The sequence below is a fragment of the Azospira oryzae genome (assembly GCF_004217225.1).
Classification (GTDB): Bacteria; Pseudomonadota; Gammaproteobacteria; order Burkholderiales; family Rhodocyclaceae; genus Azospira; species Azospira oryzae.
Window position 1 is genome coordinate 497,883 of sequence record NZ_SHKM01000001.1, and the last position, 21,105, is coordinate 518,987.

The window sequence follows — 21,105 nt, forward strand, 5'->3', positions numbered from 1 at the left end:
GATGGTCGGTGGGCGGCGCCGGGCCCGTTCCCGGCGGGGGCCGGTACTGTCCGCCCGGGCCTGTTCCGGGCGTTCGCGAAAAGCGGCCGTGCCCCGCATCCCCGTGCCCGCCCCTGTCTCAGCCCGGCAGCGGTTCCCCGAGCGCCAGGGCCAGTTTCAGCCGTTGCACCGCATCGCCCACCATGCCCGTTTCCAGATTGCCGTAGCCCAGCACCAGGCCGTTGCAGCGCACCGGGGGGCGGGCGTAGTGGCTGAGGGGGCGCGGGCCCAGGCCCAGGGCGGCGGCCCGGGCGGCCACGGCCCGGTCGTCCTGCTGGGGCGGCAGTTCCAGCACCAGATGCAGGCCGGCCTCGCCGCCGCCGAGTCGCAGGCCCGGCCCCAGGGCGGCGCTGAGGGCCTGGCGCAGGGCCGTCTGGCGGGCCGCGTAGCGGGCGCGCATGCGGCGCAGGTGGGCGGTGTAGTGGCCGCGCCGGATGAAGTCCGCCAGGGCCCGCTGCTCGATGCCCTGGCCGGCCCGGGTGGTCTGGGCCGCGGCCAGGGCGAAGTCGGCGGCGATGCCCCGGGGCAGCACCAGATAGCCCAGGCGCAGGCCCGGGTAGAGGGTCTTGCTGAAGGTGCCCACATAGACCACCGGCGCCTCCTCCTGCAGGCCGAAGAGGGCCGGGGGCGCCGGGCCGGCGCGGCGGAATTCGCTTTCGTAGTCGTCCTCGACGATCCAGGCCCCGGCCTGCCGGGCCTGCTCGATGAGGTCCAGCCGGCGCCCCAGGGGCATGACCCGGCCCGTGGGGTACTGGTGGGAGGGGGTGAGGAGGATCAGCCGGGGCGGCCGTTCCGTCCAGTCCGCCGCCGTCGGCGCCATGCCGGCCTCGTCCACCGCCACGTCGTGCAGGGCCAGGCCAGCCAGGCTCCAGGCGATGCGGGCCGCCTGGTAGCCCGGGTTTTCCAGCCAGGCGGTGTGGCCGGCGTCGGCCAGGAAGCGGGCGCACAGGTCCAGGCCGCTCTGGGTGCCGCTGGTGATGACGATCTGCTCCGCCGCTACCGGCAGGCCCCGCACCGTGGTCAGGTGGGACGCCAGTTCCCGGCGCAGGGCCGGGTCGCCGCCGTGGGCGGTGTAGCCCAGTTCCCGCCAGCTCACCTCCTGCCAGGCCCGCTCCAGGCAGCCCCGCCAGGCGCGGAAGGGAAAGGGGCCGTAATCCGGAATGCCCGGGCTGAAGGGCAGGGGCGGCGCATGGGGCACGGCGGCGGGCTGGCGGGCGATTTCGGCCCGGGCCGACAGCCCCGGCGAAGGCGGGGCCGGGCCGCGTTGGGCAGGCCCGTCGGCGGCGGCGCCCAGGGCGGCCAGGGGCGCCACCCGGGTGCCCTGGCGGTCCGCCACCATGCAGCCTTCGGCCGTCAGCTGCTCGTAGGCGAAGAGCACCGTGTTGCGGGCGATGCCCAGGGAATCGGCCAGGGCGCGGCTAGCCGGCAGGCGCGTGGCCGGGGCCAGGCGGCCGCTGAGAATGGCGTCCCGCAGGCGGTGGTAGAGCAGGCGCTGCCGGGGCATGGCCTCGGGCAGGGGCGGGGCCAGCAGCCAGTCCAGTTCCATCGTGGCTCCATGAATAAGGTGTTTGGTGGCGCTACAGAAGGTACCACGCAAGCCTTAGGCTGGCCCTGTTTCCATTCACCGGAGCTTGCCGCCATGCGCGAATCCCAGCCTTCCCCAAACACTCCTAGCCCTTCCGCCTCTTCCAGCCCTTCCGTCCGTACCCGGATCCTGCGCCGGCCCCAGCGGGCCGCCTACGACCTGGCCAGCGTCGCCGCCATCGTGGATGCGGGCCTGCTGTGCACCGTGGCCTTCCAGTGGGAGGGCAGCGTACACGCCATTCCCACCCTGCACTGGCGCGAGGGCGACCACCTCTACCTGCACGCCGCCAAGGCCTCGCGCCTGGGCCAGGCCCTGCTGGCCGGGGAGGCCTGCGTCAGCATCGCCCTGGCCGACGGCCTGGTGCTGGCCCGCTCCGCCATGCACCACTCCCTCAACTACCGCTCCGTGGTGATCTACGGTCGCTTCGAGGCGGTGACCGAGCCGGAGGAAAAGCACCGGGCACTGCGGGCCTTCATCGAGGGCCTTTACCCGGGGCGCTGGGAGGAACTGCGGCCCATGACGGCCAAGGAGGTGAACGCCACCGCCGTGCTGCGCCTCTCCCTGGCCGAAGCCTCGGCCAAGGTGCGCCAGGGCGGCCCCAAGGACGATGCGGAGGATCTGGCCTGGCCCGCCTGGGCCGGCGTCATTCCCCTGCAACGCCGCCAGGGCGAGCCGGAGATGGAGGCCGACAGCCCCCTGGCGGAAGCGCCCCCGACCCGCTTCGGCAGACCGGGGCAGGATGGGGTGGGTGTGGTGGGTGTGGATTAGGCGGCAAGCCAGCCCCCGGGCGGGACCCGGCGGGCAGAAGGAGGATTTACCGAGGCCCGGAACCGGGCCTCAGGCGGCCTGGTCCGGCGTTTCGCCGTCGGCCGGGCCCAGGTGGGCCTCGGCCATCTGCTCGGCCACGGCCCACAGGGCGGGGGAGCCCTTCTCGATGGGCGGGCGGCAGCGCTGCTTCACCTGCTCCAGGGTGACGGCGCATTCCACCCAGGTGCCGCCCTCGGTGGCGGCGTTGTGCAGCATGGGCTGGAAGCGGTCCAGGGCCTTGGCGAACTTGGCGTCGTCGCTCTGTGCTGCCTCGAACTCGAACCACAGCTCCCGGAACTCCGCCGCCTGGGCTTCCGGCAGCAGGCCGAAGAGGCGCTCCGCCGCCAGCCGCTCCCGCTCCGCCTGGCCCGCATGGCTTTCCGGCACATGGAAGGGCACGTCCCCCGCGTCGATCTCCACGATGTCGTGGATCAGCAGCATCTTCACCACCCGCAGCACATCCACCTCCCCCGCCGCATGTTCCGCCAGCACCAGGGCATAGAGGGCCAGATGCCAGGAATGCTCCGCACTGTTCTCCCGCCGCGAGCGATCAAGCAGGGGCGTCAGTCGGACGACGCTTTTCAGCCGGTCGATTTCGCGGAGGAAGGTGAGTTGTTGGGGGAGGGGGGAGGAGGGCATGGTACGCAGGGGGGTGTAGAGCGAAGGGTGGGGAGTCTATCAGAACCAAGTTTTTTACTTTATATGACCACTAATGACCAAAATCGGAAGTTGTCAGTCTAAGAATACTCATCTTCAGAAACGTGAAAACGAGCGGCCTGCTCAGTTCTTGCGCAGGGTCACTTTATATGGGCTGGGCATCGTGGATGCTGTTAAAGCTTGGACATGGCTTTGTAGTGGTCTGGATATCCAGTTTGCTCAAAAATTAATCTCAGTCCGTCTTTGAAAGTGCTGTAGTCAAACTCTTTCATATCGATAATGTTTTGCCCAAGAGAGTGGGACTCTCTGTTGATATATCGACAAAATGCTTGGTATTTAGCATCTTGAAGTTCTGGCATCTGAAAGACATTGTTTAGGTCTTTTTTTCGAACGAAGTTGAAAAAATACTCGATGATGTTTCTCATGCAGTTTGCTATAAGTGCAGGAGGTTGACTGTGGTCGTTTATAACTGACCAATACGCCTGGTAATCATTCTGTATTTCCTCGTACTTCATTTCTTGGATAACGCTGCCAGAAGAGGTTTTTGTTAGTCTGAAAAGTTTTTGATTTTCCTTGCGACGGTCGTGATTGGTTTCAGTTAGTTCGTAGAAAAAATATAGACTATGAGTCAATACAATAACTTGGCAAAATCTTTCGTCATTAAAGAAAACCGTACGAATCAATCGTCCCACGTTAAAGACGAATATGTGTGACAAGCTAGAGATAGGGTCATCAATTACTACGATTCGTTGAGTGTGAGTATCGTCTACACTTGATTTTCCTTTGCAAAGTTCGCAAAAATACAAGAAGCTGATCATCATCTTCTCGCCTTCGCTGAGCGATTGAAAGGCGTCTTTATCTCCTCCTGCACGCACTACGCGATAGAGACTATTTGAGTGTTTTTTTACGCTGAAATCGGCGATGCCTAAGTCAAGAAGGCCTGCGTTGATTGCATCCACAGCAGCTTCAACATTAACCGTTTGCTTCTGTGCCTCTGTTATCTGTTCCTTGATTTTTCCGAGCTCGGAATTTATCTTGACTATTTCAATGTCCAAGGATTTAAGCTTCTGGTTTGTGGCTTGTAGATCCTGCTCAAATCGCGATACTGTTTGGTTGTATTGCCACCGCATTATTAACCAAAATTCGCCTTTTAAATTGGTGAGTGATGCATCGCGATTTTGTAATTTTTGGTTGTATTCATTTATTGCTTTGTTTATTGCGCTAATTTCAAGATTGAAATCTGCAGCAAAGCTGGATGTGTCAGTCAATGCTACAGGAGCTTTGGGGCTTCTAATCTTTTCTCCGATATACCCAGCATTGTTTCTTATGGTTGTGACGAGCAGCTTGTACTTGCTCGAAAGAGTGTCTTTGTGTTTTTCTGCAAATGGATGATCTAAAAATGCACTAATTTCGGGAAGGGATTCAATGGCGATTTGATATTTTTTCTGCATTGAAATTAGCGTATCCAGTTGCTTCTGATAGCTCTCGTCAAAATAAAATCGGACGCCTTCAACGAATTTTTTAGTGATAGTCATCTCTTGGCAGAAGGGGCACTGAACTCCTGCATCGCTAACCTCATTAGGTAGGAAATCAACTCCTTGTTTAACCCAGTCTGCATTCCCGAGTTGCTCTATTAGTAATGCAACCTCGCTGTCAGAGTTGCCAAGTATGGCTGTTCCGAATATTTTGTCAGACTCGATGTGGTGTGCTTGGAATTCAATTTTTGATAACAGCTGCAGAGGGTTTGAATCATCGCCCTTGAGCGCATCAACATCTTTCCGTAAATCTTGAATACCCCTTGTCGGTTCGCTTGTGGGTTTTGGGATGGTGAGTAAGTGCTCGAATAGCGTTTCCTTTTTTCCCATTAAACCTTTGAGGCAGTACTCAAGAACGCGATCCCCACCCGCGTATGTTTTTTTTATATCCCATACCTCCTCCATTGCTTGTTGTTTTTGATTGAGAAATGCTTGATTAATTTTTTCTTTGTCGCTGCGCTTCGATTGAAGGGACTGCTCAAGCTCTATTTGTTTTTTTGTTCCTTCTGCTATTTTTTGTTCAGCCTCCTTATTCTCTTTGGCGAGGCTAAAAATTCCTTTTAGATTATCAGCGATAAAGAAATTATCTTTTATGAAATTTTGGTTGTAGACAAGAACTGGCGTAGTGTCTGCTGTCACTTTGCTGCAGGAGATGAAATCAGGAGCATCTGGCTCATAAAGGAAATTGGATATTGTTGACTTGCCGGTTCCATTTAGTCCGTAGACTAGATTAATCTTTTTGTCAGTCTCAAGACTTGTCGCGTGCTTGAAGCTGGCGACGGCATCCATTCGGATTTCAGTAATCATTTATTTCGACTCCATACAGATAAGCGCATAGCGTGAAGTAGATGGCAAAGCTGCCATATAAGCCGGCAGAGCGCCGTATAAGCAGGAAAATGTAGGGGCCTGAGAGAGTTTTGAATAGAGGCTCCTACTAGATCGGCGGCAATATTTACGAGAATAGATGGCGGTCATTTGCGTTACTCGTTCAATGTCGCCTTGATTTTGCCAGTCATCTAGCTAAATGTCATGTTTGTGGTTTTTTGCCAGCCTCTACATTGAGATGCTTTCCCTCTCGTCCGGTTCTTTACCGACAACCACCTCTTAGTGGAAGTCCCGACTCCGCGTCGCCAGCCTCCCCAGTAACGGCGTCAGATCCACCAGCCGCTTGGCCACCAGATGGGTGACGCCGTGGTGGGATTCGAGTTGGCCGTAGACGCCCAGGAGGCGGGCGGCCAGGGTTTCGCGGCGCTGTTTTTCCACCAGTTCGGGGCGGAGGATGACGTTGATGGGGCCGGTTTCGTCTTCCATGGTGACGAAGACGATGCCGCTGGCGGTGCCGGGGCGCTGGCGGTGGGTGACGATGCCGGCGGCCCGGGCCAGTTTCTTGTCCGGCGCGGCCCGCAGTTCGGCGGCGGTGATGAAGCGGCCGGCCGTGAGGCGATCCCGCAGCAGGGCCAGGGGGTGGCGGCCCAGGGTGAGGCCCAGGGTGGCGTAGTCGGCCACCAGATCTTCCCCTTCCGTGGGAGTAGGCAGGGGCGGCGGGGCTTCCGCGGGCGGGGGCAGGGCGGCGAAGAGGTCGCCCTGGATGGGGAGGGCGTGGCCCCTCTCGTCTTTCTCTTCCATCCCGTTTTTGCTGCGGCCTGTTGCGTTGGCGGCATCGCTGGCGCTGCTGCGGTTGCCAAGGGCCTTGGCGCTTCCTTTTTCCTTTCTCTGTTCCGCCTCCTGGCCATGGCCGCTGCGGCTGCCATGGCGGCGGGGCTGGCCGGTGTTCTCCACGGCGGCGCTTTCCCAGGCGGCGGCGCGGCGGTGGCCGGCCAGGGCTTGCAGGGCGTTGGCGGCGGCGAGGCGTTCCAGTTCCGGGCGCTGCAGTCCGGCCCGGGCGGCCAGATCGGCCACCGAGGCAAAGGGGCCGTCTTGCCGGGCGGCGACGATGCGTTCGGCGGCGGCCTGGTTGAAGCCGGCGATTTCCCGCAGGCCCAGGCGCACGGTGCGGGGGCGGGAAGGCGGGTGATCGGGCAGCAGTTCCACCAGCAGGGATTCCCAGGCGCTGTGGGTGACGTCCGGGGGCAGTACGGTGACGCCGTGGCGCTGGGCGTCCTGCACCAACTGGGCGGGGGCGTAGAAGCCCATGGGGTGGGCGTTGAGCAGGCCGCAGAGGAAGGCGGCGGGCTCGAAGCGTTTCAGCCAGGCGGAGAAATAAACGAGGATGGCGAAGCTGGCGGCGTGGGATTCGGGGAAGCCGTAGTCGCCGAAGCCCTTGATCTGCTCGAAGATGCGCCGGGCGAAGGATTCGGGCAGGCCCCGCTCCTGCATGCCGCGGATGAGCTTCTGCTCGAAGGGTTCCAGGCCGCCCTTGCGCTTCCAGGCGGCCATGGCCCGGCGCAGCTGGTCCGCCTCGCCCGGGGTGAAGCCGGCGGCCACCACGGCCAGCTGCATCACCTGTTCCTGGAAGATGGGCACGCCGTAGGTGCGCTCCAGCACCTTGTCCACCGCCGGGGAGATTTTCTCGATCTTCTCTTCGCCGTGGCGCCGCTTCAGGTAGGGATGGACCATGTCGCCCTGGATGGGGCCGGGCCGCACGATGGCCACCTGCACCACCAGGTCGTAGAACTGGCGCGGCTTGAGACGCGGCAGCATGGCCATCTGGGCCCGGGATTCGACCTGGAAGATGCCCAGGCTGTCGCCGCGGCAGAGCATGTCGTACACCGCTTTCGATTCCCGGGGAATGTCCTGCAGGCGCACCGGCTTGCCGTCCCGGGCGCCGAGCATGTCGAGGGCGCGGCGGATGGCGGAGAGCATGCCCAGGGCCAGCACATCCACCTTCATCAGGCCCAGGGCGTCGATGTCGTCCTTGTCCCACTGGATGACGCTGCGCTCAGCCATGGCGGCGTTCTCGATGGGCACCAGCCGCGACAGGGGCCCGCGGGAGATGACGAAGCCGCCCACGTGCTGTGACAGGTGCCTTGGAAAGCCCCGCAGCGCGCGGCTCACCGCCAGCCACTTGGCCACCCGGGGGCTTTCCGGGTCCAGGCCCACGGCGCGCAGGCGGTCGGGCAGTTCGTCCTGTTTGTCCCACCAGGCCAGGGTGTTGGCCAGGGCATCGATCTGCTCCCGGCCGAAGCCCAGGGCCCGGCCTGCGTCCCGTAGCGCCCCCCGGGTGCGGTAGGTGATGAGGGCGCCGGTGAGGGCGGCCCGCTCCCGGCCGTATTTTTCGTAGAGGTACTGGATCACTTCCTCCCGCCGCTGGTGCTCGAAATCCACGTCGATATCCGGCGGCTCGCCCCGCTCGGCGGAGATGAAGCGCTCGAAAAGCAGTTCGGATTTGGCCGGGTCCACCTCGGTGATGCCCAGGGCGTAGCACACCGCCGAGTTGGCGGCGGAGCCCCGGCCCTGGCAGAGAATTTCCCGGCTGCGGGCAAAGCGCACGATGTCGTACACGGTGAGGAAGTAGGCCTCGTATTGCAGCCGGGCGATGAGGCCCAGCTCGTATTCCACCTGGGCCCGGGCTTTCTCCGGCACGCCATCCGGGTAGCGCACCGCCAGGCCCGCTTCCACCTCCTGGCGCAGGTAGGCGGCGGGGGTGAGGCCGTGGGGCACCACTTCTTCCGGGTACTCATAGCGCAGCTCGTCCAGGGAGAAGGTGCAGCGGGCGGCCACGGCCAGGGTTTCGGCCAGCAGTTCGGGCGGGTAGAGCCGGGCCAGGCGCAGGCGCGGGCGCAGGTGGCGTTCGCCGTTGGGGTGGAGGGCGTGGCCGGCGGCGAAGACCGTGGTGTTGAGGCGCAGGGCGGTGAGCACGTCCTGCAGGGGCCGGCGGGCGCGGCTGTGCATGTGCACGTCGCCCGCCGCAAGCAGCGGCAGGCCGCAGTCGGCGGCCAGTTGCTGCAGTTGTTCCAGGCGGCCCCGGTCGTCCGGCCCGGCGTGGAGTTCCACGGCCAGCCAGGCACGGTTGGGAAAGCGCTGGGCCAGCCAACGGCCGTCGGCGGGGTCGGGATTGAAGCTAGGCACCCATAGGGCTAAACAGTCGGGCAGGGCGCCGCTGGGGCCGAAGCCTTCCAGGTCGCCCCGGGTGAGGCGGTAGGCGCCTTTCTCGGCCCGGCGCCGGGCCAGGGTGATCAGGGCCGAGAGGTTGCCGTAGCCCTCCCGGTTTTGCGCCAGCAGCACCAGCTTGAGGCCGTCGGCGAGGACGATCTCGGTGCCGTGGATGAGCTTGAAGCCCACCGCCTTGGCCGCCACGTGGGCCCGCACCGAACCGGCGAAGGAGCATTCGTCGGTGACGGCCAGGGCGCCGTAGCCCAGCTCCACGGCCCGCTGCACCAGTTCCTCCGGGTGGGAGGCGCCCCGCAGGAAGGAGAAGTTGGAGAGGCAGTGCAGCTCGGCGTAGTCGGGCAGGGCCGGCGGCAGGGTGGTTTCCGGGAGCGGCATGGTTCAGCGGCTTCTGCTGGCGGGAGCGGTGGTGCAATGCCTTGGCCGGTGTGCGGCAAGGCGGGCCGGGCGAGGGAGTGCCCGGTTGGAAAGAGCCCAGTTGGAAGGCGGCAGGCGGCTGGGGCGCCGGGGGCTGTCGTTCCCTCGGGCGGTTGCCGGAGACAGGCTGGCCGGGAGGCTGGCTGGAAGGCCGCCGGCGGTACGGCTTGCGTCGTCCTGGGCCGGGAGCCGCCCGTGATGCTGCCGGCTCATGCGAACCTGCCGTGGAGGAACCAGCCGCTCTCGTCCCGGAACACCCACAGCCATTCGCCGGCCGGGTTGCGGGCGACGAAGTAGTCGCGGCGCAGGTCGCCGGGGGCGGGAAGGCCGTCGGCACTTTCCCCTTCATCCCACCAGCCGCTTTCGATGCGCTCGGGGCCGGCCAGGAGTTGCAGGGGGCCGCCGTGCCGGGGGCGGCCCTGGGTCTCGCCCAGGGCCTGGGGGTGGGCCAGGAGCCAGAGGGGGCGCGGCCCCTGGCCTGCCATGGCCTGTGAGTGGCCCGGGTCCTGTGTCCTGGCCATGATGCCATGGAGATCGAGGTTCGGGGCGCAGCGCCGGGTGGCTTGCTCGGGGCGGTGGTCCGGTACGGCGGCCAGGCTGTAGACCTTGTCCTCCCCCAGGCGGGCCTTGATGCGTTCCAGGGCCACGGCGGTGCGGGCCGGGTCGGTGCCTTCTTCTTCCGGCGGCGCCTGGCCGGGGAGCTGGCGGTCGCTGCCCGGCAGTTCCTCCACCTGGTCGGCGATCAGGGTCAGGGCGTCCACCGGCGCCGCCAGGGCGAGGCGGCCCAGGCGTTCGCTGAGGACCCGCTGCAGCCGCTCCCCGTCCCGGGTGAGGCCGGCGAAACCCAGCACCAGCCGGGTCGGCGGCAGGCCGCGGCGGGTGCTGCCGGCATATTTTTCGTGCTGCAGTTCCAGGGTGCAGCGGCCGACGCCGGCGCCCCGGCTGGCGAGCCAGCCCTGCAACTGTTGCAGCAGGCGGCGGGCGGCGAAGTTGAGGGCGGGGGCGTCGTCCACCCGGGCCGGCAGTTCCAGGCCCTGGCGGAAGGTGTCGGGAAAGGGAAAGCGGGGCCGGGGGTCGGGCACTTCGCCCAAGGCCCGGGCCAGGTCGGCGGCCAGTTGCAGGCCCAGGCGCCGGTTGAGGCCGGCCCGGGGCAGGGCCAGCAGGTCGCCGAGGCAGGCCACGCCGAAGTTTTCCAGGCGCTGCCGCTGCTGCCGGGGCAGTTCCAGGCAGTCCAGGGACAGGGGCGCCAGGGCGGCGCCCAGGCGGGCCGGGTCGGCGCACACCGGCAGGGGACCGCCGTTTTCGGCCAGGAGGGGCGTGGCCGCCGGCCGGGGGCCGTCGGCGGCGGGCTCCAGCCAGGGGGCGCCGTTGGCCAGCCAGCGGGCGGCCAGGGGCGTCGGGGCGCAGGCGGCGGCGAGGCTGTAGCCCTGGGCCAGGGCGCCGTCCACGGCCTGTTGCAGCAGGGCCGGGAGGCCGCCGAAGAGGCGCAGGCAGCCGCCGATTTCCAGCAGCAGGCCGGCGGGCGGGTCCAGGCTGACCTGGGGGGTGAAGTTGCCGCCCCAGCAGGCCAGGCCGGCCAGGGCCCGGGTTTCGGCGGCGCCGTCCCGCTCCGTCACCTTGAGCTCGGGCGCCAGGCCCCAGGCCGAGGCCAGGCCCATGCCCGGTGCCACCCCCAGTTGCCGGGCGGCGCCGTTGGCGGCCACCACCCGTCCCTGGCTGGCGGCGGCCCTAGGCGTGGACGGGGCGTCGGGCGGGGGCGCCAGGGCGTCCAGGGGCAGCAGGGGAAAGCGCAGGGCGAGCCAGAGCACGGTCGCGTTCCTGAAGGCGGGCCACGGCCAGGCGCGGCACCAGGGTGAGGGGCGGGGGCAGGCCGCCGCCCCGGCGTTTGACGATCTGCACCAGCAGGCCCTGGGGCCGGCATTCCACAGTCAGGCGCAGGGGGGCGGGGGAGGATTCCCGCAGCCGGGCCGGGGGACGCACCAGACAGGCGGGGCCGCTGAAGCTTTCGGCAGCCAGCTGCAGGCGGCGCAGGCCCCGGGCGTCGATGTCCGGCAGCCAGGCCAGGACGGCGGCAAAACCGCCTTCTTCCAGGGCCGTCTCGCAGGCCCAGGCGGCATCCTGGCCCCGGGCCTCCACCACCAGCAGGCGCTGGCCGGGCAGGCCGGCGGCGGCCCAGCCGGCGGCGTGCAGGGGCCAGGGCGGCGCCACCAGCAGCAGGGGGCCGGCCAGAGCGGCCAGGGCCGGGGCCAGCAGGCCGGCGACGCCTGCCTCCGGCGGCGCCAGGAATTCGCTCAGGGCCTGGCGCGGCCAGCCGCCGCCGGGCAGTTCCCGGTCCAGCTCCGGGTAGCCCGTGGCCAGACCGGGGGCCTTCACCCGGGCCAGGGCGTCGCCGCGCCAGACGTCGGGCCGGGCCAGGAGATCGGCCAGGGTGACGGGGGCGGGGGAAGAAGGCAGGGCGGACATGGTCGGCGCAGGAGGTGGATTGGTAGGGGTTGGTAGGGGTTGGTTGCGGATGTAGTCGCGGGCGTGGTGGCGGGCTTGAGCGATCGGCGGCTGGGGTGCAGCGAGGTTGTCGTTGGCTGGCGTCTGCTGTTGTCGGGCGGCTTGGTTGGGTTGCTTGATCGTGTGGCTGGGGCGTTTGCCGGATCGGGGGCAACGGCTCTGTCGGTGCGGCGGGTCTGGGGCGGCAAATCGCTTTGTGACGGGCTTTCGTCTCTGGCGGCGGCCGGCTTGTCGGCAAAAAATGGCGACAGCCGGGGCGGGGCCGTGCCCGGCAGGGCGGCCTGTGCTTGCCTGGAAAGAAGGCGGGTTAGGGCGTCAGGGTGGAGCGGATGGCATCGCGGGCGGCGCAGCGGCAAGCGGGGGACGAGCGGGCGGGAGCGCCGCGGGCCTGCCGGCAGACTCGGCTGCGCTTCCGCAGTGGCGGATTGCCCGGCTCAACCCTCCCGGAACAGCAGGCTGCCGTCGGGGGCGTGGTCGAACATGGGGCCCCACACCACTTCCCAGTAGTAGCCGTCCGGGTCCTGGAAGTAGCCGCTGTAGCCGCCCCAGAAGGTTTCCTGGGGCATCTTGGCGATGCGGGCGCCGGCGGCCTTGGCCTGGGCGAATACGGTATCCACTTCGTCCCGGCTGCGGGCGTTGTAGCCCAGGGTGATGCCGTTGAAGCCAGGGCCGGCCAGGGCCGTGTCGGGACCGATGTCTTCGGCCAGCTTGTCCTTGGGATAGACGATGAGCCAGGTGCCGGGCAGCTGGAAGAAGGCGATGCCTTCGTAGTCGTCCCGGGGCAGCAGGCCGAAGACGTGGCGGTAGAAGGCGGTGGCCCGGGAGAGGTCGTCCACGCCCAGGGTCAGGGTGGTGAGGCGGGGAATGGTCATGGACGGCTCCTTCGCAAGTGGCTGGTCAGCGGGGATCAGTCGGGGTCAACTGAGACTGCCGGAAAAACCGCCGCGGATGAGGCCCACGGCCACGCCTTCGATGGCGAAATCGTCCCGGTTCGGGTCCACCAGAATTGGGCCGTAATCCGGGTTTTCCGCCAGCAGTTCGATGCGCCCCAGGTTGCGCTTGAAGCGCTTGACCGTGACTTCGTCGGCGATGCGGGCGACCACGATCTGGCCGTCCCGCACCTGGGTGGTCCGGTGCACCGCCAGCAGGTCGCCGTCGAGAATGCCGGCGCCGAGCATGGAGAGGCCCCGCACCTTGAGCAGGAAGTCGGCCCGGGGATTGAACATGTCCGGCGCCACGGAGTAGCGGCCCTGGACGTTTTCCACGGCCAGAATGGGGGAGCCGGCGGCGACGCTGCCCACCAGGGGCAGGCCCAGTTGCTCCACCAGGCGGATGCCCCGGGCCGAGCCCGGCTCCAGGACGATGGAGCCCTTCTTGGCCAGGGCCTTGAGGTGATCTTCGGCGGCGTTGGCGGAGGCGAAGTCGAAGGCCCGGGCGATTTCGGCCCGGGTCGGCGGGGCGCCCAGGGTTTCCACATGGTTGCGGATGAAGTCGAGGATTTCCTGCTGGCGCGGGGTGAGCTTGACCATGGTGGCGGTCTCCTAATCGGTTGACTGTATTTTTATACAGTAACCGGGCAAATGGCAAGGTTTCATTTGCAACGGTCCGCCGGGGCGGGGAGGGATGGCACCGATGTGGGGCGAAGGGCGGGGGAAAACGGGGTGGCCGGGAAGGTCCGGGGACCGGGCCGGGTGGCGGTGCCTGCCCGGGGATGCCCGCGGATAGGGCGTCTCGGGGTGGCAGGGCGGGACTGTGGCCTGTTTTGTGCTCTGCAGCAATCAGGGAGTGACATTTGTCGGGAGTAGCACCATGGACACCTCACGCTGGAGCAATTTCTTTGGGACCGGGGCCCTGGTCATGCCGCCCCTGCTGGGCCTGGGCACGGATTCGATGGTGAGTTTTGCCGTCACCGAGCTGGTGATGCTGCTGGTGCTGCTGATGGCCGTGGCCTGGGAGCAGATCATGCGCGAGGCCGAAGAGGGCCCCGGTTCCGACGGGGACGGCGAGCCCTGAGGGCAGACCCGGCCCCGGGGCGGTGGGTCGCTAGGCCGGCGGCGCCTGCCCGGATCAGGCGGGATCAGGCGGGATCAGGCAGGCAGGGGCACCGGGGCGAAGGGCACGCTGCCGATGGCCAGGTAGGTCTGGCAGCGCTCGATGTATTCCCGGGTGCTCTTGGGCATGGGGGTGCGGGCCCGGGTGATGTAGAACACCAGGTCCCGCCCGGCCCGCAGCAGGTGCAGGCCGTCGGAGACGCTGTGCACCGGGGAGCCGGCAGGGGGCGGACAGCGGCTGGGGGTGCCGGTGGGCGGCCCCGGGGTGAAGTTGGCCAGGCGCTCGCCGGCGGTGACCAGGGAGGACCAGATGTCGAAAATTTCCGGATCGGTGCGCAGGGTCTCGGTCTTCACCTTGGCGGCGGCGGCCAGGTCCCGGATGGGGCCGGCGACGCCGGCGAAGAGGGGCACCTGGCCGATGGTGTCGATCATGGCCGCGGCGATGCGGTCGATGTCGCGCAGGGTCTGGCCGATCTTGATGTAGCGGCCTTCGTAGAAATCTTCCACGGGAATGGAGAAGGCGCGGAAGGGCTCGCCCCACAGCTCGTCGATGCCTTCCTCGCCGCTGCGGTGCAGGACGAAGCGGCCCAGCTCCATGGCTTCCATCAGGTACTGGCCGCATTCCCGCATCAGGGCGTCGTCGCAGCCCACCTCGATGCCCTCGGCCTGCAGCTCCACCAGCTTGCGGAAAATGTCCGTGGCCCGGTTGAAGAGGGCGCCGGCCAGCATGGCGGCCTTGACCCGGCTCTTGCCCGGGTCCTGCTCGGCGGCGTAGGCGGCCCGGGCTTCGGCCAGGCGGTGGCCGGGAATGTTGAGGCCGTATTCGGTGTGGTTGAAGAGGCGCCGGGTGAGGGCCTCGATCAGGCGCTTCTTGGCGTCCAGGGAGTCGGCGGGGACCGGGTAGGTCTTGATCCAGTAGCCGTCGTAGTACACCCGCTCCTGGCCGTCGATGAGGCGGCGCGTGCCTTCAGCCGGCGGCTCGGCGGCTGCGGCGATTTCCAGATGACGGACGGTGGTCATGGTCCCAGACTCCCTAGGGGGCGATGATGGGGATGGAAGCAAGAGCCGTGCTTTCCATCCGGGGGAGCGGATTGTCGCTGATTTATGGGAATTTTTCCCGGAAAAGGAGGGGCGCCCCGGCGGGGCCGGGCACATTTCCGGTGCAGGAATACAACACCGGGCCGGAGATGCCCATTTCTGGGGCATTCCCGGCCCGGGGGATAGGCGTCGGCGGCTCAGCCCCGGGGCCTGGCCAGGCGGCGCAGGCCGATCACCAGGCCGCTGAGGCTGACCAGGAAGCCCCCCAGACTGGCGACGATGAGCAGGATGTCCCACAGGGGCCGGTGCTGCAGCAGGGGCAGCCAGTCCCAGCTGTGGAAGAGGGCGAAAAGCCAGCGCTTGAGGCGCAGGCGGTCATCCAGGCGCTGCACCAGGGCGCCGTTGCGCGGGTCCAGGTAGAGCCAGGTATGGGCCGGGTCGTCGAATTCCAGGCGCAGTACCGGCAGGGCCTTTTCCATGTGGCCGGTCATGGAGTGGTAGGTGCGCTGGTAGTAGTGCCAGTCGTATTCCGTCTGCAGGTGGGTCGCCGCCAGCCCGGCCTGGGGCAGCAGCTGGCGCCCGCCTGCCTCGAGGACGCCCGGCGCCAGGGCGGCCTGCACCACGCCCTGCCGCTGCCAGGACAGCAGCCGGCTGTGGCCCTGGCCGTCCCGGGCCTGGACGTAGGTGGTGCCGGCGAAGGTCAGCCATTCCAGCTCCCGGGCCTCCAGCCCGTCGGCGCGGAAGCGTTGCAGCACCTCGCCGATTCCGGGAGCGTCCGTGCCGGCGGCCAGTTCCAGGCGGGCCGGGGCCGGCTTGGGGGTGCCGGCGTCGAAGACCTTCCACGGATTGACCGAGAGCAGGCCGCTGAGAATCCAGGTGAAGGTGAGCAGGCCGAAGATGAGGCCCAGCCAGTGGTGCCAGCGCAGCATGGCCTTGCGGTAGGGGCTGCGGCTGCCGTTGGCGTAGGGCCGCCGCCGCCAGCGCAGGAGGCCCACCACGAGGCCGCTCAGGGCCAGCAGGGTGGCGGCGAGGGAGGTGTAGATGATGATCTCGGTCCACCAGCCGTCCAGCGCGCCGCCGCGCAGGGGATAGAGCCAGTGCAGCCAGGCGCCGAGCCAGTTCCAGGTGCGCTCGGTGGCGCTGGCGTCACGCACCACCTCGCCGGTGCTGGCGGAGACGTAGAGCAGGGTGCGGCCCCGGCCGTCGTCGCTGCCGTCCATTTCCACCACGTGCAGGGGGCGGTGGCCGTCCAGGGCCCGGGAGTGGGTCCAGGCGTCTTCCTGCAGGGCTTCCAGGTAGCGGGCCGGCTGGCCGGGCAGGAAAGCCCGGGCCGCCGCCAGGGCGGCCTCGGCGCCGATGCTGCCGACCGCCTTGCCGTCATGGCCGGATATGGCGGCAAAGCGGTTTTTCTCCAGCCCGGCGATGAACACGGGGCGGCCGCCGATGCTGGTCAGGCGCAGGCTGCGGGGCCGGGCGCCGGCGGGGAGGGCGGCCAGGGCCTGCTCCAGATTGACGCAGCAGCCGGCGGAGGCCAGGGGCGGCAGGGTCTGCAGGCGTTCGGCGGTGCCCAGTTTGGGGTAGCCGACGTACATCATGACCACGCCGGAGAGGAACCACAGGGCCATGAACAGGCAGAGGGCGATGCCGAGCCAGCGGTGGCCGAGGAAGAGCAGACGTTTCATGGAGGGCAGGCGGCTGGGTGGAAGGGCCGGCCCCCGGGCGGGGGCCGGTGGGGCCTCAGAAGCTGGTCTGGACCGACAGGTCCAGGGTGCGCGGGGCGCCCAGATAGACCATGTTGGTGCCGGAGACGTTTTCGGCGTAGACCTTGTCGGTGAGGTTCTTGATGCGGGCCGTCAGGGTGGTCTTGCGGTCCAGCTTGTACTGCACGAAAGCCCCCAGCAGGCCGTAGCTCTCGGCCTTCAGGGTGTTGGCGGCATCGGCGTAGCGGTCCGAGACGTAGCGCAGGTCGCCGCCGACGCGCCAGTCGGCGCTGGGGCTGTAGCTCAGCCAGAGATTGGTGACCCGGGCCGGGATGCCGCTGGGCCGGTTGCCCTGGCGGGAGACGGCGACGCTGCCCACCTTTTCGGTGAAGTCGTCGTACTGGGCATCCACCACCGAGAAATTGCCGGAGGCCTGGAGCCGGGGCGTGAGCTGGTAGGCGGCGTTGACCTCGATGCCCCGGGAGGACTGCTGGCCCACGGGGATGGTGGTGCCCGGGTTGTTGGGGTCGGCCACGGCGATGTTCCTGCGGGTGATCTCGTAGTAGGCGACGCTGCCGTGGCCCCGGCCTTCGGCGAAGGCGAACTTGCTGCCGATCTCGTGCTGCTTGCCGGTGGTCAGGTCGAAGTTGCGCACCTGGGCGAAGCTGGCCGTGGCCAGGATGCCGGCGGGGGGATCGGCGGCGGTGCTGTACTGCACATAGACGTTGGCGTTGGGCGTCAGGTCGTAGGTGAGGGCGGCGCGGCCGGTGAGGGGCGTGTAGGTGCGCTTGAAATAGGCCGGGTCGGTGGCGGAGGCGGCCCGGTGGTTGGTCACTTCCAGGTCGATGTGGTCCTGGCGCAGGCCCGTCAGCAGGGACAGGTCCTTGCTCAGGAAGGTGCGGTTTTCCAGGAACAGGGCCAAGGTGGTGACCCGGTTGGAGCGGTCAGGCCGGTAGACGTCGCTGGCCAGGCCGGTGACGCCGTTGAAGGTGCCCGGATCGTAGGTGAGGGGATCGACGTTGCCCAGGGCGGCGTTGCCGGTGGAGGCCGGGTAGCGGGTCTGCTTGTTGAGGCTGTAGTCCAGGCCGCCGGCCCAGGCCGTGGGCAGGCTGCCCAGGGTGCTGTCCCAGTTGAACTCGAAGCGGTTGCCGTTCACATCCTGGTCGTGGCGCTGCAGCAGGCCGCCGCTGCGGTTGACCCGGGTGTTGCTGGCGTTGAAGGCGTAGGTCTCCACGTTGCGGTAGTCCCGCAGGGCGTCGTAGTGGTAGAGGGTGTTGCGCAGCTTGAGCTGGTCATTGACCTTGTAGTCGAGGATGGAGCGGAACCATTTGACGGTCTGCTCATAGAGGCCGTCGCTGACGTTGTAGTTCTTGAAGCGGGTGCCATCGTCGATGTGGACCTTGCCGTCAAAAGGCTTCGTCAGGGGCGTGCCCCAGTAGGGCCGGTCCACCGTTTCCTTCTGGTATTCCACGGCTAGGGTGTGGCTCAGGTTGGAGGTCAGGTCGGTGAGCAGGGAGGCGGCCATCTGCCAGGCTTCCCGCTTGGTGCTCTTGCTCCAGCCCCGGGCCGAATCCCGGTTCACGTCCAGGCGGATGACGTTGTGCTCGTTGAGGCGGCGGTTGGTGCCGATGGCCACCTGGGTGGCGTTGTAGCTGCCGTAGCGGGCCTTGGCCTCGGTGAAGTCGCCGTCCCGGTTGGCCAGCTTGGTGACGTAGTTGATGGAGCCGCCGATGGCGCCGGCACCGTAGAGGAAGCTGGAGGGGCCGCCGATGGCCTCCACCCGGTCATAGATCCAGCTATCCACCGGGCGGGCGGCGATGGTGTCGTACTGCACCGTGATGCCGTTGAACAGCTGGGTCACGCTGCCGCCGGAAAAGCCCCGATAGAACACGGCGCCGGGGGAGCCGGGGGCCGAGGAGGCGGTCATGCCGGCCACGCCCTTGAGGATTTCCTGGGTATTGTCGGCGCCGCGGCGCTCGATGGCTTCCCGGTCGATGACGGTGACGGCGGCCGGCGTCTCCTTGACGCTGAGGCCGAGGCGGCTGCCGGTGACCACCTTCTTGTCGAAGGCCAGGTCGTCCTGCAGGCCCTGGTCCCGCACCACCACCTCGTCCAGCACCCGGGGAGTGTCGGCGCTCTGGGCCCGGGCCAGGGGTGAAAAGATCATCAGCACGGCGAGGGAGACGGGCGCGAGGCGGTGGGGCAAGGGACGGCCGCAGCAGGCGACGGGGGCAGGGAGCATGGAACACCTATCCGGGAAAGTGCCCATCGGGCCGGGATGGCCGGACGCCGTTTCCCCGGGGCGCGGAGCGGCGTTGATGGGTCAGTCAGCGGAGGCGGATGCTAGGGGAGGACTATCACTAAAGGAATGTGACACAGTGTCACAGGTGCTTTCCCCATTCCCGCCGAGGAAGGCGGGGCGGCCATTGCCAGAGGGCATGCCTCAAGGCGGGCAATTGGTGGGCACGGCCAGCTGGCCGCCCCCGGGAGTGGCGTAAACATTGGCCAGGATGGGATTGTCCCGGTAGCTGGTGAGGCAGTAACGGCCGCCGGCACTGCGCACCTCGACCCGGGATTCGCCGCCGGGATGGCCGTAGGTGGTTTCCGTCTGGCGGGGACGGGCCTCGATGCGCACCGGTTCCCCTTCCTCCAGCAGCACCTGGCGCGGCGGCCCGTCCCCGGCCCGGCTGGAGCCCGGCCACAGGGCGCCCAGCAGCAGGCCCAGGCAGAGGCCGGCTCCGAGGCGGCGGCAGGACTCAGCCGAGGGCCTCATCACCCTCGTCCGCCCGGTATTCCAGCAGGTCACCCGGCTGGCACGCCAGGTGGCGGCAGATGGCCTCCAGGGTGGAAAAGCGCACCCCCTTGACCTTGCCGCTCTTGAGCAGGGACAGGTTCTGCTCGGTCATGCCGATGGCCTCGGCCAGTTCCCGGGAGCGCATCTTGCGCCGGGCCAGCATCACGTCCAGATTGAGAATGATCGCCATGGCCGCTCACAGGATCAGGGCGTTGTCTTCCTGCAGGCGGCGACCTTCCTCCATCACCTGCCCCAGGAGATGCACCGCCAGCCCCACCAGGACCATGGCCAGACTGTCGCTGCCGATGCCGATGGAAAGCAGGCGTTGGCCGGGCGGATGGTCCAGGGTCAGGGCCAGCACCAGCAGGGTCTGGGACAGCACCTTGAGGCCGGCCCAGGCCAGCATGCCCAGGGCGAAGCGACGATAGGCGCGGGCCACGGCGGTGGAAAACAGCTCGCCGTTGCCGTAGCGCCGGCAGATGCCGGCCAGGGTGAAAAAGACGTAGCTGCCCGCCGCCAGGGCCGGCAGATCGGTGAGATAGCCCAGCAACCGCTGCGACATGCTGAGATCGGCAGCCGCCACCCCGGCGATGCGGAAGGCGTCGGACCAGGTCACGCCCCAGTCGGCCCAGCGTTCCACATGGGCCCAGAGATAGGCCACCAGCACCGGCAGAAGCAGGGCGGCAGCCAGGGAAACCACCCGCAGCAGACGGGAGGCGCGGCGAATGCGATGTTGTGGAGTGTCCATGAGGCGTCCTGTTATGCAGTAAAAAATTAATGTTTTATATTAAGTTTTTGCAAATATAGGACAAGTGGACCTCGTATGGCAAGGGTGCCGTTGAACAATTGCCGTCGTAGCCTTGTCGTGCTGCTGCGAGGGGGAACAGTTGGGGCTTAAGACCTGCGAGGGGTTGCTGCGGAGGAGGTGAAACGGGGGACTCCCGATCTTGTGGGCGAAGGGAGCCTCCAGTATCGAAGCGAAAAGGGGATGGGGATTTGTCGCCTGCTGCCTGTTTCGTTCACGGCGGGGGGAATCGCCGGTGAACAACGGTAGGTCTTGCCAGATGATCCCGGAGCGTTGGAACTCCCGGATCATCTGCCGTCAGGGTTTGCCTAGCGTTCTTCCAACCACTGCAAAATTTCCGCCGCGGCCTTGGGCCAGGGATGGTCGAGCATGAGCATGTGGCCGCAGTGGGGGATGATCTTGAAGTCGCCGTTCCAGCGCAGGGCGGTGAAGCCGATGCTGGAGGGCGGGAATACGGCGTCGAACTGGCCGCCCATGACCAGCACCGGCAGTTCGGGCCGGGAGCGGTAGCTGCGGTAGCCGAGGCCGGCCATGTCGGCGGCGGCTTCGGCGGATTCGGGCTGGATCAGATGGGCAAACTGCAGCAGGCCTTCGGGCGGCATGTCGGGGGAAAAGTAGATGTCCCGCATCAGGAGCAGGCTGGCTTCGTCCATCTCGCCCTGGCTGATGGCGGGAATCTTGGCGAAGAAATCCGGATGTTTGAGGGCCAGGCTCATGATGGAACCCTGGGTGCCGGAAGTGGGTACCGGGGCCAGCAGCACGGCGGCCGGGGCACCCTGGCATTCGAGCACCCGCTCGATGACGGCGCAGCCCATGGAGTGGCCGATGAGGACGGGCGGCCGGGGCAGCTTGGCCATCACCTGCAGCACGTCGTCGGCGTAGTCATCCAGGCCGAAGCGGTCGAGCCGTTCCCGGCCTTCGCTCTGGCCGTGGCCGGAAAGATCGAGGGCGACGCAGTCGTAGCCGGCGGCGTTGAAGCGGGGCAGGAAATTGACGTCCCAGCAGCGGCTGTCCATGTAGCCGCCGTGGACGAAGAGGCAGGGAGGCTGGCCGTTGGGTTTGGCGGCAGGACGGTGCAGGGTGTGGATCTGGCGGGGTTTCATGATGAGGGAGCTGGGACGGCGAGTG

General features: G+C 67.0%; 17 protein-coding genes. 2 read left to right on the plus strand and 15 right to left on the minus strand.

The annotated features are described in order from the left end of the window. Positions 1-118 precede the first annotated feature (118 nt). Positions 119-1,585, minus strand: a complete 1,467-nt coding sequence (gene pdxR, locus EV678_RS02250; RefSeq protein WP_130458362.1) for a MocR-like pyridoxine biosynthesis transcription factor PdxR — start codon at positions 1,583-1,585, stop codon at positions 119-121. 93 nt (positions 1,586-1,678) lie between these two features. Between pdxR and EV678_RS02255 the strand changes: the two genes are divergently transcribed. Continuing rightward, positions 1,679-2,392, plus strand: coding sequence for a pyridoxamine 5'-phosphate oxidase family protein (locus EV678_RS02255; protein ID WP_130458363.1), 714 nt, complete (start codon positions 1,679-1,681; stop codon positions 2,390-2,392). Between the two features lie 69 nt (positions 2,393-2,461). Here EV678_RS02255 and EV678_RS02260 read toward each other — a convergent pair whose 3' ends face one another. From EV678_RS02260 to lexA, 7 genes are all read right to left on the minus strand, one after another. Beyond that, complete coding sequence (locus EV678_RS02260; RefSeq protein WP_130458364.1) at positions 2,462-3,070, minus strand: HD domain-containing protein; 609 nt, start codon at positions 3,068-3,070, stop codon at positions 2,462-2,464. Between the two features lie 191 nt (positions 3,071-3,261). After that, positions 3,262-5,430, minus strand: coding sequence for an AAA family ATPase (locus tag EV678_RS02265; RefSeq protein ID WP_130458365.1), 2,169 nt, complete (start codon positions 5,428-5,430; stop codon positions 3,262-3,264). Between the two features lie 297 nt (positions 5,431-5,727). After that, a complete protein-coding gene (locus EV678_RS02270) occupies positions 5,728-9,048 on the minus strand; it encodes an error-prone DNA polymerase (protein WP_130458366.1) in 3,321 nt (1,106 codons plus the stop codon). 248 nt (positions 9,049-9,296) lie between these two features. Continuing rightward, positions 9,297-10,895, minus strand: coding sequence for a Y-family DNA polymerase (locus tag EV678_RS02275; RefSeq protein WP_130458367.1), 1,599 nt, complete (start codon positions 10,893-10,895; stop codon positions 9,297-9,299). Next, positions 10,816-11,550 (minus strand): translesion DNA synthesis-associated protein ImuA, encoded by a 735-nt coding sequence (gene imuA, locus EV678_RS02280; protein ID WP_130458368.1) that lies wholly within the window; start codon positions 11,548-11,550, stop codon positions 10,816-10,818. The genes EV678_RS02275 and imuA overlap by 80 nt, the downstream gene beginning before the upstream one ends. Positions 11,551-12,023: 473 nt before the next feature. Next, complete coding sequence (locus tag EV678_RS02285; protein WP_014237325.1) at positions 12,024-12,461, minus strand: VOC family protein; 438 nt, start codon at positions 12,459-12,461, stop codon at positions 12,024-12,026. 45 nt (positions 12,462-12,506) lie between these two features. After that, positions 12,507-13,118 (minus strand): transcriptional repressor LexA, encoded by a 612-nt coding sequence (lexA, locus tag EV678_RS02290; protein ID WP_014237326.1) that lies wholly within the window; start codon positions 13,116-13,118, stop codon positions 12,507-12,509. Positions 13,119-13,398: 280 nt separating this feature from the next. Here lexA and EV678_RS02295 point away from each other — a divergent pair, with 280 nt between their 5' ends. Further along, positions 13,399-13,602 carry a hypothetical protein gene (locus EV678_RS02295; protein ID WP_014237327.1) on the plus strand — a complete coding sequence of 68 codons (204 nt, stop codon included), beginning with the start codon at positions 13,399-13,401 and terminating at the stop codon, positions 13,600-13,602. A 74-nt stretch (positions 13,603-13,676) separates the two neighbouring features. Here EV678_RS02295 and EV678_RS02300 read toward each other — a convergent pair whose 3' ends face one another. From EV678_RS02300 to EV678_RS02330, 7 genes are all read right to left on the minus strand, one after another. Further along, positions 13,677-14,660 (minus strand): hypothetical protein, encoded by a 984-nt coding sequence (locus EV678_RS02300; protein ID WP_130458369.1) that lies wholly within the window; start codon positions 14,658-14,660, stop codon positions 13,677-13,679. Positions 14,661-14,875: 215 nt separating this feature from the next. Continuing rightward, positions 14,876-16,360 (minus strand): PepSY domain-containing protein, encoded by a 1,485-nt coding sequence (locus EV678_RS02305; protein WP_130458370.1) that lies wholly within the window; start codon positions 16,358-16,360, stop codon positions 14,876-14,878. 55 nt (positions 16,361-16,415) lie between these two features. Beyond that, on the minus strand, positions 16,416-18,620 hold the full coding sequence (locus tag EV678_RS02310; protein ID WP_130458371.1) for a TonB-dependent receptor: 2,205 nt from the start codon (positions 18,618-18,620) through the stop codon (positions 16,416-16,418). 201 nt (positions 18,621-18,821) lie between these two features. After that, complete coding sequence (locus EV678_RS02315) at positions 18,822-19,151, minus strand: hypothetical protein (protein WP_130458372.1); 330 nt, start codon at positions 19,149-19,151, stop codon at positions 18,822-18,824. After that, on the minus strand, positions 19,135-19,362 hold the full coding sequence (locus EV678_RS02320; RefSeq protein WP_130458373.1) for a helix-turn-helix domain-containing protein: 228 nt from the start codon (positions 19,360-19,362) through the stop codon (positions 19,135-19,137). The genes EV678_RS02315 and EV678_RS02320 overlap by 17 nt, the downstream gene beginning before the upstream one ends. Positions 19,363-19,368: 6 nt before the next feature. Next, complete coding sequence (locus EV678_RS02325; protein ID WP_130458374.1) at positions 19,369-19,920, minus strand: DUF2975 domain-containing protein; 552 nt, start codon at positions 19,918-19,920, stop codon at positions 19,369-19,371. Between the two features lie 365 nt (positions 19,921-20,285). Next, positions 20,286-21,080, minus strand: coding sequence for an alpha/beta fold hydrolase (locus EV678_RS02330; protein ID WP_130458375.1), 795 nt, complete (start codon positions 21,078-21,080; stop codon positions 20,286-20,288). Positions 21,081-21,105: the final 25 nt, after the last annotated feature.